At 60.3% G+C, this 13,450-nt stretch carries 11 protein-coding genes; 3 read left to right on the top strand and 8 right to left on the bottom strand.

Annotated features, from left to right (window positions below; genetic code table 11):
* Nucleotides 1-71: 71 nt before the first annotated feature.
* The 5 genes from ACETPF_RS06975 to ACETPF_RS06955 form a co-directional block, all read right to left on the bottom strand.
* Nucleotides 72-284, bottom strand: coding sequence for a cold-shock protein (locus ACETPF_RS06975; RefSeq protein WP_373933656.1), 213 nt, complete (start codon nt 282-284; stop codon nt 72-74).
* Nucleotides 285-474: 190 nt separating this feature from the next.
* Nucleotides 475-1,515 (bottom strand): hypothetical protein, encoded by a 1,041-nt coding sequence (locus tag ACETPF_RS06970; RefSeq protein WP_373933655.1) that lies wholly within the window; start codon nt 1,513-1,515, stop codon nt 475-477.
* 89 nt (nt 1,516-1,604) lie between these two features.
* On the bottom strand, nt 1,605-1,880 hold the full coding sequence (locus tag ACETPF_RS06965; protein ID WP_373933653.1) for a type II toxin-antitoxin system RelE/ParE family toxin: 276 nt from the start codon (nt 1,878-1,880) through the stop codon (nt 1,605-1,607).
* Complete coding sequence (relB, locus tag ACETPF_RS06960; RefSeq protein WP_373933652.1) at nt 1,880-2,056, bottom strand: type II toxin-antitoxin system RelB family antitoxin; 177 nt, start codon at nt 2,054-2,056, stop codon at nt 1,880-1,882. The genes ACETPF_RS06965 and relB overlap by 1 nt, the downstream gene beginning before the upstream one ends.
* 76 nt (nt 2,057-2,132) lie before the next feature.
* Nucleotides 2,133-2,666 carry a hypothetical protein gene (locus ACETPF_RS06955; RefSeq protein ID WP_373933651.1) on the bottom strand — a complete coding sequence of 178 codons (534 nt, stop codon included), beginning with the start codon at nt 2,664-2,666 and terminating at the stop codon, nt 2,133-2,135.
* 26 nt (nt 2,667-2,692) lie between these two features.
* On the opposite strand from ACETPF_RS06955, the gene ACETPF_RS06950 reads away from it, so the two are divergent.
* Nucleotides 2,693-3,598, top strand: coding sequence for an IS1595 family transposase (locus ACETPF_RS06950; protein ID WP_373933649.1), 906 nt, complete (start codon nt 2,693-2,695; stop codon nt 3,596-3,598).
* Nucleotides 3,599-3,928: 330 nt separating this feature from the next.
* Here the strand turns inward: ACETPF_RS06950 and ACETPF_RS06945 are convergent, their stop codons facing one another.
* Nucleotides 3,929-4,843: a hypothetical protein gene (locus tag ACETPF_RS06945; protein ID WP_373933648.1), complete on the bottom strand. Its 915-nt coding sequence runs from the start codon at nt 4,841-4,843 to the stop codon at nt 3,929-3,931.
* Nucleotides 4,844-5,026: 183 nt separating this feature from the next.
* Between ACETPF_RS06945 and ACETPF_RS06940 the strand changes: the two genes are divergently transcribed.
* On the top strand, nt 5,027-5,620 hold the full coding sequence (locus tag ACETPF_RS06940) for a hypothetical protein (RefSeq protein ID WP_373933647.1): 594 nt from the start codon (nt 5,027-5,029) through the stop codon (nt 5,618-5,620).
* Nucleotides 5,621-5,965: 345 nt separating this feature from the next.
* Here the strand turns inward: ACETPF_RS06940 and ACETPF_RS06935 are convergent, their stop codons facing one another.
* On the bottom strand, nt 5,966-7,099 hold the full coding sequence (locus tag ACETPF_RS06935; RefSeq protein ID WP_373933646.1) for a hypothetical protein: 1,134 nt from the start codon (nt 7,097-7,099) through the stop codon (nt 5,966-5,968).
* Nucleotides 7,100-7,133: 34 nt separating this feature from the next.
* Nucleotides 7,134-10,115 (bottom strand): excinuclease ABC subunit UvrA, encoded by a 2,982-nt coding sequence (gene uvrA / locus ACETPF_RS06930; RefSeq protein WP_373933645.1) that lies wholly within the window; start codon nt 10,113-10,115, stop codon nt 7,134-7,136.
* Nucleotides 10,116-10,691: 576 nt separating this feature from the next.
* Here uvrA and ACETPF_RS06925 point away from each other — a divergent pair.
* Nucleotides 10,692-13,433 (top strand): calcium-binding protein, encoded by a 2,742-nt coding sequence (locus tag ACETPF_RS06925; protein ID WP_373933644.1) that lies wholly within the window; start codon nt 10,692-10,694, stop codon nt 13,431-13,433.
* The last annotated feature ends 17 nt before the right edge of the window (nt 13,434-13,450 follow it).

Genomic DNA, 13,450 nt, shown 5'->3' with positions numbered 1-13,450 from the left:
TCGCTCCTTCGGATAGGGGAGGGGAGCCGGGCGGCACGACCATTCGCGCCGCCCGATCGGCCCTATTAAAGTCAGTCCGCGTGGGCGATGTTCACCGCGGCCATCTTGCCGCGCTTGTCCTGCTCCAGATCGTAGGACACGCGGTCCTTTTCCTGGAGGTTGGCGATGCCGGCGCGCTCCAGCGCGGTGATGTGGACGAAAGCGTCCTGACCGCCGCCATCGGGGGCGATGAAGCCATAGCCCTTGTCGGCATTGAAGAATTTGACGGTTCCGGTGATGCTCATGATGAGTCCTTCTTTCGTTGCGGCCCGTCCCGTGTGAACGGACCATGGGCTAAAGGGGCAGGGAAAGAAGGAAGTAGGTGCCGCAAAGCGCCGAAGACCGTCGATTTGCGACTGTAGCCCGACCGCTATAGGCGACCGGGCCGGAAATAGCAAATCGGTGGGGGGACAGCGCGCGGCGCGGCGCGGCGGATCAGCCCGGATGCGCCGCCGGCCCGGCCGCCGCGGCCACGGACTCCAGGGGCATATAGCCGAAAAACTCGTCGCGCGCGTCCATGGCGGCCAGCTCATAGGGGCGGCGCTTTTCTTCATCGCGGTAGGCGAGAATCTGGTGCTCGTCGGGCGACAGGTCGCGGCTGTAATAGTCGATCTCGTACAGCTCGTCGGTCTGGTCGCCCGTGAAATCGGGCGGGGCGGGATAATCGGTGCGCCAGCAATCCTTCCGGTCGTCCCACCAGACCCCGCGAAGGCGCTTGGCGGCCTCTTCCGGCGGCAGCGTGTCGAGCCGCACGGGCGGCGCGGGGCGAAGTTCACACCGTTGCTGAGAGTCCGAAAAGGCGGGCGGCTGCGCCTTATGCACGGCGAGGCGGGCGGCGATGAACATGGCGACCGAGGCGGCAGGCGCGAGCGCCTGGGCGGCGTCCTCCTCGACCGGGTCCGGGGTGGCGGGCTGGCTGCCGTCGAGCAGGCGGGCGTCCTCCATCTCGCGCGCGGAGGGCTCCGCGCCGGTGGCGGGGAGGTGATCGCGATCGACCTCCGCCTTCACTGCGTCCTCGTCACAGATGAGGTCCAGGAAGGCGACGAAGTCCTGCGCGACGACGCGGGCGAGGGCGGCGTCGGACCCTTCGGGCGGATTGTCCGCCATGCGATCGAGCCGCGAGAGCATCGACATGGCGAGGCGATTGTCGTGGCGGTGGCGGGTGACGAGGAAATTCTCCTCGTCGCGCTGGATGGTGTCGGTGCAGCCGGTAATGGCGCGCGCGAGCAGATCATCGGCGAGGCGCGCGCGGGCGATGAGGATCGCCGCGTCCCACCCCAGGCGGAAGGCCGCGCCGTCGCGACGGATGCGCAGCGCATAGGCGCTGCGCGCGGTGATGCGGACGCTTTCGCAGGCGAGGCGGACGACGCCGGTGGCGGCGAGGGTTTCGAGAAACCGCCGCTGCCGCGCGGGGCTCCAGCCGTCGATGCGGACTTGCTCCGTGGGGGTGGGGAGAGGCGGGAATTGCATGGTCATGGCAAGGCTCCTGCATGATGAGGGTGGCTTGGCCATGAGGGTAGGCAGATTTGGGGGGTGTAGGACAGCGAATAGGATTTTGGGGGATGTCAGGGATATTGCTGGCGGGTGTGTTTGATGGCGAGGATTTCGATGGTGTCGATGGCGACCCGGTAGATGATGAGATAGTTGGGCGTCACCAGCGCTTCACGGCTGCCGGGGGCGCGGCCGGTGCGGTGCATGTAGGGATGCTGCGGCAGTTGCGCGGCGGTGTGGCGAATGGCTTGGCCGAGGCGTTCGGCGGCGGCAGGATTCTGCATTTCGATGAAATCGACGATGCTTTCGAGATCGTCCAGCGCTTCCTCAAGCCAGACGAGCGGGAGCATCAGCCGTTCTTGCGCCGATCAATGATCGCCTGCATCCGCGCCATTGCTTCGTCGTGGGGGATGCGCGGACTGTCCGATGCCATGCGCGTCTCGACCGTTGCGCGGAACCAGGCGTCATAAGCTTCCGCTTCCTCGGTCGTCGCGAATTCGGACTCGATGGGGGTGAGTTTGGTCATATGAACATTTTATCAGCGAAGATTTTCTGCGCAAGCTGGACAGGCGCTTCTTCAATTCGGATATCAATCCAGCCAGTTATCTATGTCTGAGTTTCCGTTTGATTTGAGCCATTTTCTTACGTCTTTCGGCCCGATTGCCGCTGGCTCTAGGTATCGCGACTGAGGCAGGTTGGACAAAGGAGTAGGGTATTGCTTGGAATTGCCCTGTCAGTCCGTCGTCAGTCTCCGGATACTCGAGAGCAGAGTATTTATTATGCGTCATGGCGCTCGTGAATGCGCCTATCGCTTCAGCCCTTTCGTGTGCTTCTTTTATAGCCTCAGGGGTCCATTCTGGGGGTTGGTGATAAACCAAATCCTCAGATTTGGCACCATTTATTTCACCTTCTGTAGCAATACCTATAACTCGCTTTAAGTGCCGATTACGTTCTAAAAGGTTCTCAGTATATACGGATAAGTTGAGAGCGCGAAACTCACGGTATTTTTCAAAACTTGTTCCTTCGGGAGCCCCTGCCCTTTTTAAGAGAAGAATGCAAAAGCCGGTATCACCTTGCGCTTCATTCTCCGGAATCATCGCACGGAAAAACCGGTCCCGTTTATCCCCTTGACGCATGTATGAGTTTCTGCCATTAGAATGGCATGAGCAAGAAAAGCCCCTCCGCCTCCCCTGAGTTCTCGGTCCGCGAGTTCTTCCAGCGCTTCCCCGACGATGACGCCTGCCTTGCCCACATCATGCAAGTGCGGTTTGGCGGCACCCGCTTTGAGTGCGGTTCGTGCGGTAAGGAAAGCACCCACCACAAGCTCGCAGCCCGCCGCACGTTCGTTTGCGCCAACTGCGGTCATCATGTGAACCCCACCGCTGGCACCATCCTGCACGACACGCGGACGCCGCTGGTTAGCTGGTTCTATGCCATGTATCTCTTCTGCACGACGCGCCACGGCGTGAGCGGCAAGGAACTACAGCGCCAGCTTGGCGTCACCTATAAGACTGCCTATCGCATCGGCCAGCAAATCCGCGATCTCACCGCCAAGGCGCAGGGCTTCGACGCGCTGCTTTCCGGTCATGTCGAAATGGACGAAGCCTATGTCGGCGGTCGCCGTTCGGGCGGCAAGCGCGGTCGCGGCGCTCCCGGTAAGACGATCGTAATGGGCATGGCCGAACGCGGCGGCAACATGAAGGCGGTTGTGATCCCTAACGTGAAGAAGGACACGCTGCGCGGCGTGGTTCTGGACAGCGTGGAGAAGGGTTCCACCGTTTCGACCGACGAACTGGTATCCTACGGTTTACTCAGCGGTGATGGCTACGTGCATGGCGTTGTGAGCCATGGCCGCAAGGAATACGCCTACTACGACTACCGCGCCAATGAGACGTTCCACGTCAACACCGTGGAAGGCTTCTGGCGGCTGTTCAAGGCGTCGGTCCGCTCCACCCATGTCCAGATCAGCGCCAAGCACATGCAGCGCTATCTGTCGGAATTCACTTTCCGGGCGAACAATCGCCAGCGGGTGAATGGGATGTTTGATCTTCTGGTCGGGGCGCTGTGACAATGACCCCCATCAGCTTCATGAATTGCGCTTCGTCGGCGTTTCCTACGCCGTCGCGCTCGGCCTGCTCTATGAACTCGTGTATGCGATCGGTTGCCAACGCTTCGGCTAAGGTTATGCGCTCCATAACCGGACTATAGCAATCCGTTAGCATATTTGCTACATACGCAAAGCGGCGGGGGCATTGCCCCCGCCGTGGCAGGCTGATCTATTAACAGGATCGCTAGTAGGGCCGTAAGCCCCAGGGCGATCAATCCTGCAACGATCATTGGTCTGTCCTTCCTCCGGAGGGTTGAACCGCCTCCGGTCGGTGCCCCGCACGGGCAAGGTTCACTTCACCACTCGAAAGAGCGGTGGAGCTTCGTTAGGGGAAGTTGGCGCTTCCCCGGCTTGTGAGGCGCCTGCGACATTGCCGTTAGGCGCCTCATTGCTATTCGCGTCACTCTGGATCCGATCTTGCGGGAAATTGCGTCCCGGCAAGATAGTCCCATCGTCACGGCGAACAATTTGCCCCCGCCTCACCAGCCTAGCGATGATATTGTAAGCGCTGGTTTCATGCGGCGTGAGGGTTGCGTTAAACTCTGTGTCCTTGCGCAGTTCCCCAATAATGCCCTTGCCGTTCAACTGGCCGGGACGGGCTGCGACAATATCTAGAATAGCTTCACCCATAGGCGAATAGGCCATCGGCTGCGGAACTGTCGTAGACACCTCGCCGGCTTCTACCGCTGCCATAAAGCGCTTAAAAGCGGCGGGCGTAAAAACCCGGCCATGATCTCGAACCACTTCTTCATCTCGAGCGCACCGAGAGATTGCGTTGTGGTATCCCTTTTCACTCGCCTCCAACTGCGGACCGAGTTCGCTCTCGCGAACAGCTGCGCGAAGTTCAGCATAGGTCAGCCCCATCTCGGCGGGCTCTACAGCTGCGAGAATGACATCGCGCCATGTCAGCCGCCCATAATTGCGGCGCTTCCTCTGGACCGGCGCGCTTGCGGCCGGTTCTGCCTTAGGTTGCTCTTCAGCGCCAATGGGGGGACTCTCGGCTTCTGTTGCCTCACTCTCGCCCGGGACGACGGCATCCACATCCAGGAACAATGCCGCAGCAGCCAACTTCCGCGAAAAATCTTCTTTCTCGCTTTGCAACGCGTTGATTTCACCATCGATGCGCGCAAGCCTCGCCTTCCAATGGCGCACGTCATCGACGGTGAGGACGACGTTCCTTAGGCCAAGGTGGATATCAGCAGTCATGGCGATTCCCTATAGAGGGTTAGCCATGAGTGTGCAAGAGGGTGTGGGGGTATGAGCAGCCGGAATATTTCAGGAACATACTCGCAGCCTTAATTGAAAAAATGCTGCACGATCCAGATAATCGAGTCTTTTGAATTGCTTAGCATTTGTTGACTAAGTTACTGATTCTGATACCTTTTGCTGATGGATAGCACTTACAACCTCAACGGCGGGTTTAAGCCGGCCGTGAAGCGCTTCGCCGATTTAGACGGGCCTGACTATTTTCCAACGCCTGCATGGGCCACCTATGCCTTGATTGACAACGAGGATTTCCGAGGGGACATATGGGAGTGCGCCTGCGGCGATGGGGCAATGTCGAAGGTGTTAGAGACGACCGGTAATAAGGTTGTCAGTTCCGACCTGATTGATCGCGGCTACGGCGAGGGAGATCATGACTTCCTCGAAAGCCGGCGTAGGGCTCCCAACATTGTCACTAACCCGCCCTACAATGCGGCCGAAGGCTTCGTTCGCTCAGGCTTGGAACGCACTGATCGAAAGTTCGCGCTGCTGTTACGTTTGGCGTTTCTAGAGGGCGCCAACCGGCAGCGCACCATCTTTAGTGATGCCCCGCCGTCACGGGTGTGGGTGTTCAGTGAACGCATCACCTTCTACCCGGCTGGAGCGGTGCAAAAGGGGACCGGAACCACTGCCTATGCGTGGTTTGTCTGGGACAAGGATGCTAGCGGCGGGGCCGAACTCAAGTGGCTCAAGCCGGGATACAAGGCGCTTTATGGGTGAATACCTAGCGCCTGCAAATGAGCACGGCCTGCGGCTGTAATCCGATAGCCAGTGCGGTAGACATGCTCTAACCAGCCCTGAGCAATATAATTCGTTCCCGCAACATCATGGGACTTAATGTTCCGGACGATTTGATGCCATAGTGGCTCGCCATGCCGAGTAAGTGATGGTGCAGTGTTGTTTGCATTTAGCTGCACAAGCGCAGGCAACTCTCTCCGGCAGCGACTGTAGCTCGCTAGTCCGTTTGCCTGCCGGGCGGCGATAATCATCACACCCCGCGCGATATCCTGCTCACTTGCCATTTTTCGACTCCCCGTTCTGCATGGGGAGTTTTGCACATGCGCTTCAGACTGCAAGAGCCGATGTATCCATCTGAGACCCGACAAAGCGTGAGGCACAATTCGAAGGCACATGCGTCAACGGGATAATCGGGAACCGGTTCCCTCCGCTCTTTTCTAGAACGTCAAATGCCCCGATTATAGCTTCAGCGTGGCCTCGCCTCTGCACTCTGCGCTCAAGGGCCATATAGCGAAGCCCAAGTTCAGCACCCCCATGCCTCCCGTCTCTTGCGCCCAAGCTTGCGGGAATGGGCGCTAACGTCCCCTCTAGGAAATTCTTTGCAAACTTTTCGATTAGCCGGTCCCACAAATAGGACTTTTTATCGGCTAACTTCTTCCTTCTATATTGAGTTGCCTTCTGAAAATTTAGGTAACTTCCTTCTTCAATTGCGATGAGTTGGTTTTCGTTCAGCGAAACTCCGCTTTCAGAAACGAAGTCATGCTCGCCTTTTTCATTGATATCTTTTAGATAAACTGCGAGCAAATCCTCTTCACTTGCTGCAAAGTGAAGGTTGCCATTTTTAATGACCTTTTGTCTAGCTTCGAGATAGTCGGAAAAATCACGTATAGTATCGAGTTCTTGAAGTATTACATGTAGATGTGCTTCGTCAAAAACATGTACGAAAGCTCCTTCTCCGGCGGGATTGCCGACGTGGAAAGGTTCCGGATTTAATGGATCTTCGCCAGGGCTGACCACAAGGGAACCGCTGCCGCCACCAAAATGCTGCTGACAATTCTGCGATGCTCCGTTCGCCACAGCAACGAGGTGAATACGTAAACCTCTATCTAACTTGTCAAACAAATTAACTTTATTTTCGCACTGCGCATCAAGATATATTCTATCTCGATGGCATAGTATCCAGCCATGCGCTCTTTTCAATTGTTTTACAGACTTCAGGATGGCCCGATTGTACCATCTAAGCCATCCTTTTCTCAGATCATCGCTGGCGTCGCATTTTACTTCTTTGTCGCTAAATATAATTACTATTTCACCGCAAACAACGACGAGATCGGCTAATTCCTTACCCACATCTCGGAACAAATTGCTATGTGACCACAGCGACAAGAAGCTGCGTCTAGCCAATTTGGACAAGTATTGTTCTGTTTTCGTCAAACCACCAGAATTATTTGCGGCAGACATGTATTAATCCTAAAGAAGGCAAGGGTTGTAATGACTACTCCGCCGCCACAGCCTCCAGCCCCAGCAACGGCGCCAGATACCGCCCGGTAAAGCTCCGCTTCTCCTTTACTACCTTCTCCGGTGTACCCTCCGCGACGACCTCGCCGCCCTTCACGCCGCCCTCCGGTCCCATGTCGATGATCCAGTCGGCGGTCTTGATGACGTCGAGATTATGCTCGATCACGACCACGCTGTTGCCCTGGTCGACCAGCGCGTGGAGGACTTCGAGGAGTTTGCGGACGTCCTCGAAATGGAGGCCGGTGGTGGGTTCGTCCAATATGTAGAGGGTGTTGCCGGTGGCGCGGCGGGAGAGTTCCTTGGCGAGCTTGACGCGCTGGGCCTCGCCGCCCGAGAGGGTCGTCGCCTGCTGGCCGACCTTGACATAGCCCAGGCCCACTTCGGCGAGCATCGCCATCTTGTCGCGGATGGGGGGGACGGCCTTGAAGAATTCCACTGCGTCCTCGACCGTCATGTCGAGCACGTCGGCGATCGAGCGCCCCTTGAACTTCACCTCCAGCGTCTCGCGATTGTAGCGCGCGCCGTGGCACACGTCGCAGGTAACATAGACGTCGGGGAGGAAGTGCATCTCGATCTTGAGCACGCCGTCGCCCTGGCAGGCTTCGCAGCGGCCGCCCTTGACGTTGAAGCTGAAGCGGCCGGGCTTGTAGCCGCGCGCCTGGGCTTCGGGGAGGCCGGCGAACCAGTCGCGGATGTTGGTGAAGGCGCCGGTATAGGTGGCGGGGTTGGAGCGCGGGGTGCGGCCGATGGGCGACTGGTCGATGTCGATCACCTTGTCGCAATGTTCGAGGCCCGTCACCTTGTCATGCGCGCCCGCGAGAATGCGCGCGCCGTTCAGCGCACGAGCCGAGGCGGCGTAGAGCGTGTCGATGGTGAAGCTGGACTTGCCCGATCCCGACACGCCGGTGATGCAGGTGAAGGTGCCCAAGGGGATCGACGCGGTGACGCCGCGCAGATTGTTGGCGCGGGCGTTGTGGACGGTGAGCTTCTTGCCCGTGCCCTTGCGCCGCTTGGCGGGGACTTCGATGCGGCGGGTGCCGTTCAGATAATCGGCGGTGAGGCTGTCCTTGTGGGCCAGGATTTCGGGCAGGGTGCCCTGCGCGACGATCTGCCCGCCATGGACGCCCGCGCCCGGCCCCATGTCGACGATATAGTCGGCGGCGCGGATCGCATCCTCGTCATGCTCGACGACGATGACGCTGTTGCCGAGGTCTCTTAGACGTTTCAGGGTCACGAGCAGGCGGTCATTGTCGCGCTGGTGCAGGCCGATCGAGGGCTCGTCGAGGACGTAGAGGACGCCCGACAGGCCGCTGCCGATCTGGGAGGCGAGGCGGATGCGCTGGGACTCGCCGCCCGACAGCGTGCCGCTGGTGCGGTCAAGGTTCAGATAGTCGAGGCCGACATTGTTGAGGAAGCCCAGGCGCTCGACGATTTCCTTGAGGATGGCGCGGGCAATCTGGTTCTGCTGGTCGGTGAGCTGCGCGGGGAGGGTGGAGAAGAAGCCCAAGGCGTCCACCACCGAGCGGCGGGTGGAGATGGAGATGTCTTCGCCGGCGATCTTCACCGCGCGCGCTTCGGGCTTGAGGCGGGCGCCGTGGCAGGTTTCGCAGGGCTGGGCGCGTTGGTATTTGCTGAGTTCCTCGCGCATCCAGGCGCTGTCGGTCTGGAGCATCCGGCGGTTGAGGTTGCCGATGACGCCCTCGAACGCCTTCTTCACCTCATAGCTCTTGCGGCCGTCCTGGAAGCGCAGCGTGACCGGCTTGCCGCCGGTGCCGTGGAGGATGATGAGCTGCACCTCGCCGGGGAGGTCGGCCCAGGGCGTGTCGAGGGAGAAGCCGAATTCCTTGGCGAGGGAGCCGAGCACCTGCATATAATAGGGTGATGGCGGGTTGGACTTCGCCCAAGGGACGATCGCGCCCTTTTTCAGGGACAGGGCTTCGTTGGGGACGACCAGTTCGGGGTCGAACTCCTGCCGCTCGCCTAGGCCGTCGCATGCCGGACAAGCGCCCTGGGGGGCGTTGAAGGAGAAGAGGCGCGGCTCGATCTCCGGAATGGTGAAGCCACTGACCGGGCAGGCGAATTTTTCGGAGAAGACGATGCGGTTGGCGGGGATGCCGGCGTTTTTCATTTTTCCGCCCGTCATCCCAGCGGAGGCTGGGATCTCAGGCGAGGTAGCGCTGCTGCCGCCTGAGGCCCCAGCCTTCGCTGGGGCGACAGCGGGGAGAAGGTCCGCCAACGTCCCGTCCGCCAAGTCCACATAGGCCAGCCCATCGGCGAGCTTCAGCGCCTGTTCGAAACTGTCGGCCAACCGCGTGCCCATGTCGGGATCGACGGCGAGGCGGTCGACCACGACTTCGATGTCATGTTTGTATTTCTTGTCGAGCGCGGGCGCGTCCTCGATCAAATACATCTCGCCGTCGATGCGGACGCGGGTGTAGCCCGCCTTCTGCCATTCGGCGAGTTCCTTGCGATACTCCCCCTTGCGCCCGCGCACGACGGGGGCGAGCAGGTAGAAGCGTGTGCCCGCCGGCAACTGCATCACGCGGTCGACCATCTGGCTGACGGTCTGCGCGCTGATCGGCTCGCCGGTGACGGGGCTGTAGGGGATGCCGACGCGCGCCCAGAGCAGGCGCATATAGTCGTAGATTTCGGTGACGGTCGCGACGGTCGAGCGCGGATTGCGGCTGGTCGTCTTCTGCTCGATCGAGATGGCGGGGGAGAGGCCTTCGATATGCTCGACATCGGGCTTCTGCATCATCTCTAAGAACTGGCGCGCATAGGCGGAGAGCGACTCCACATAGCGGCGCTGCCCCTCGGCATAGATGGTGTCGAAGGCGAGGCTGGATTTGCCCGAGCCGGAGAGGCCCGTGATGACGACAAGGGAGTCGCGCGGCAGATCGACGTCCACGCCTTTGAGATTATGCTCGCGCGCGCCGCGGACGGAAATGTGGGTCAGCATTCGCTAAAGCTCTGCTTCTGGATATGGGTAAGGCTCATTGGGGTAGTGTTCCAGATTTGTTCTTGCGCTGCAAGTCGGGCTACGGTTCGGTAGGGAAGATGGCGACGCGACGGGCGGTCGGCAAGAATCGGTTACGCACCCATGGCAGTTTCTTGAAGAGGTAAATGAGCGAAGCCCCGCGCGAATGAAAGGCACTGTGAAGCCCCGCCGCGGCAGGGGGGGGCGGGGCTGACCGTCTAGGAATGTCCGCTTGGCAACAAAGCCGTGATGGAGATGCGACTGAAGAATTCCTGCCGAATGCGTCACCCACCACCGCGCGCGAACCAATGGCGGGGCCAACTCGTTCCGACTGAGCGCGGTGGCGAGCGAGGCACGCGGCGAGCGGGGCGATCTATTAGGAGGCGGATGGGGGATGGCGCGGCTTTGCTGTTCGCGCGGGTCGCGGCAGGGACGGCGTTGACGGATGCGGACTTGGGAGGGAGCGGCGGCGAATAGCGTCCTTTGTGTACAAGCCGTTGAATTGGCTTTACGATCATCGAACTTGTCCGTTATCTGCTGGGCCGGAGGAGAAACAGGATGCTTACCGCCAATGGCCGTTTTGAAGCGGAGCGTGATGTCGACTGGTTCCGCATCCGGCTTGAGGCGGGAAAGACCTATATCTTCACCCTGTCGGACGCCTTCGGCATCGGGCTCCGGCTGCCCGATGGCTCCGCCGTCACGCCGCATTATGACCGGACGGCCGGGTTCCTCCTGACTACGGTCGGCTATTATGCCGAGTCGACGGGAGATTATTGGGTTTCCCTGTCCGGCGCTAATGTGCAGGACTATAGCGTCACGGTGACGGAGCAGGTGGACCCCACGCCGCCCTGGATCAATACGCCTCTGGTCCTGATCATCGGAGAAGGCATCTGGCCCGCTCAGGTCGATCCGAGCCGCGCCGAAAGCTGGTATGCCGTCGATCTGACTGGCGGCCAGTCCTACGCCATCGGCGGTGGCTATGAGGAGGTCTATATCGCCGACGCCGAAGGGAACGTGCTGACGCGACCATTCCACAGCCACCTGGGTCATTTCACCCCTGACGAGTCCGGGCGCTATTATCTGAGCATCATCTTCAATATCAATGGCGACATGCTCAAGATCGACCCGGTGGACGACGATCATGGCACGTCGCCGGCGCAGGCGGGCTCGCTGAACGCGGGGATGGTCGAAACAGGGCGCTGGGAAGCTGGTGGCGATGCGGACTGGTTCGCGGCGACGCTGACGGGCGGGCGATCCTATGAGGTGGATTTGCAAGTGCTGACTGGCGCTTTTGGGATCCGGCCCGACCGGAGCGTCGAACTGCTCGACGCGCAGGGCAATGTCGTGATGGCTCGCACGACTGTCGAGCATTCGAGCGGAAAGGTCAACTTCGACATCGTTGATACGGGTGTCTATTATATCTCCGTCATTGCCGGCTATGAGTACTATTTTTCAGCCGGGAAGACCCCGACCTATTCGGTTGGGCTGACAGAGATTCCGCTGGCGGATTATCCCGATATCGTCGTTGGGCAGGTGGTGAACGAATCCGGGCTGGTTTCGGAAAACGTCTATCATTACGACATATATCTTACCCAGGGGCAGATTTACAATTTCGCCACAGCTAGTAGTAGTCGTGCGTTCGCCATTTATGATGGCCGCGCGTCCCTCAAGAGCAGCCATCTGGGCAGGCTGGATTTACTGGCGCCGCATGATGGAATGTTCAGGGTCTGGATCGACTCTCCACAGCCCCGGCCCGGCCTCACGGACAGCTACACCCTGACCAGTTCGGCCACGGCCGATGATTTCACCGCCAACCCGCTTACGGCCGGCGTCATCCAGGTGGGGGGCACGGCGGAAGGGGTATTGCAGAATGGGGTCGACCTCGACTGGTTCGCCGTCGACCTGTCGGCCGGGAAATCCTATGTTTTCGCAACGCAGGGGGTCGGCAGGCCCGCGATCTATGATGCGGGGGGCGCCAGACTGACAGGCATAAGCGACCGTCATTTTTCCCCAGCGACATCCGGCACCTATTATCTTGGCGTCGGAGCCGGCAGCGGGGGGAACTATGTCGTCTCGATAAAGCAGGCGACCGACGACTATCGCGAGGATATACTGACGGCGGGCGTGTTTCGCGAAACGGTGAACGGCACGGCGGACGCAGACCTGTTTACCGGAACCGGGGCCTATACGGCCTATCAGGGCGGCGACGGCAACGACCGCTATGTCGCGGGCGGGGGTTTCGATCTGTTCGATGGTGGCGAGGGCGTGGATAGCGTCTCTTTTGCGGGCTATGCGAGCGGTGTGACGGTCGATCTGGCGGCGCTCGGCCTGTATGAAGGCGACCTGCGGCGCATCACCCTCACCAATGTCGAGAATGTCCAGGGCACGCGCTACGACGACCGGCTCACCGGCAATGGCGCGGCCAATCTGCTGACGGGCGGGCTTGGCGCGGATAACATCGTCGGCGGCGCGGGCGATGACGTGATCGAAGGCGGCTATGGAAGCGACATTTTGACGGGCGGGCCGGGCATCGACACGCTGAGCTACGAGAATGCGCGGACCGGGGTGGTCGTGTCGCTGGCGACCACGGGGCCGCAAAGCACGCGCGGGGCGGGGATCGATACGGTCAGCGGCTTCGAGAATCTGCGCGGGTCAAACAGCGCGGACGTGTTGATCGGCGACAATCGGGGCAACGTCATCAGCGGTCTGGATGGCGCGGACCGGATGATCGGTCTGGGTGGCGACGACCATTATTATGTCGACAATGTCGGCGATCAGGTGGTCGAGCGGATCGGGCGCGGCCATGACACGGTGCATAGCGGCGTAAGCTATACGCTGCCTGACAATGTCGAGGCGTTGGTTCTGCTTGGCGGGCGTGCCATCGATGCTTTCGGCAACGGATACGATAATGTGCTGGTTGGTAATCGCGGCAACAACATCCTGCGCGGCGATGACGGGAATGATGTGCTGACCGGCGGAGCGGGGATCGACTATTTCGTGTTCGATACCGCGCCGGGCGCGGGCAATATCGACCAGATCACCGATTTTTCGATGGCGGACGATACGATCTCGCTGAATCCCAACATCTTCTTCAGCATTGAGCCGGCCGGAACGCTGGCGGCGGGCGCTTTCCAGTCGGGCGCGGTGGCGACCGAGGCGGACGACCGCATCCTCTATGATGGCGCGAGCGGCAATATCTATTATGATGCCGACGGCAATGGCGCGGGCGCGGCCGTGCTGTTCGCGCAGGTGACGGCGAGGACGGCGCTCAGCAACGCGGATTTCGTCGTGATCGGCTGAGGCGGCCCGGCCGCCCG

Origin of the sequence: Sphingobium agrisoli (genome assembly GCF_041877245.1) — a bacterium.
GTDB lineage: Bacteria > Pseudomonadota > Alphaproteobacteria > Sphingomonadales > Sphingomonadaceae > Sphingobium.
The sequence above is the reverse complement of the archived record's forward strand: the minus strand, read 5'-3'. Positions and strand labels throughout refer to the sequence as shown.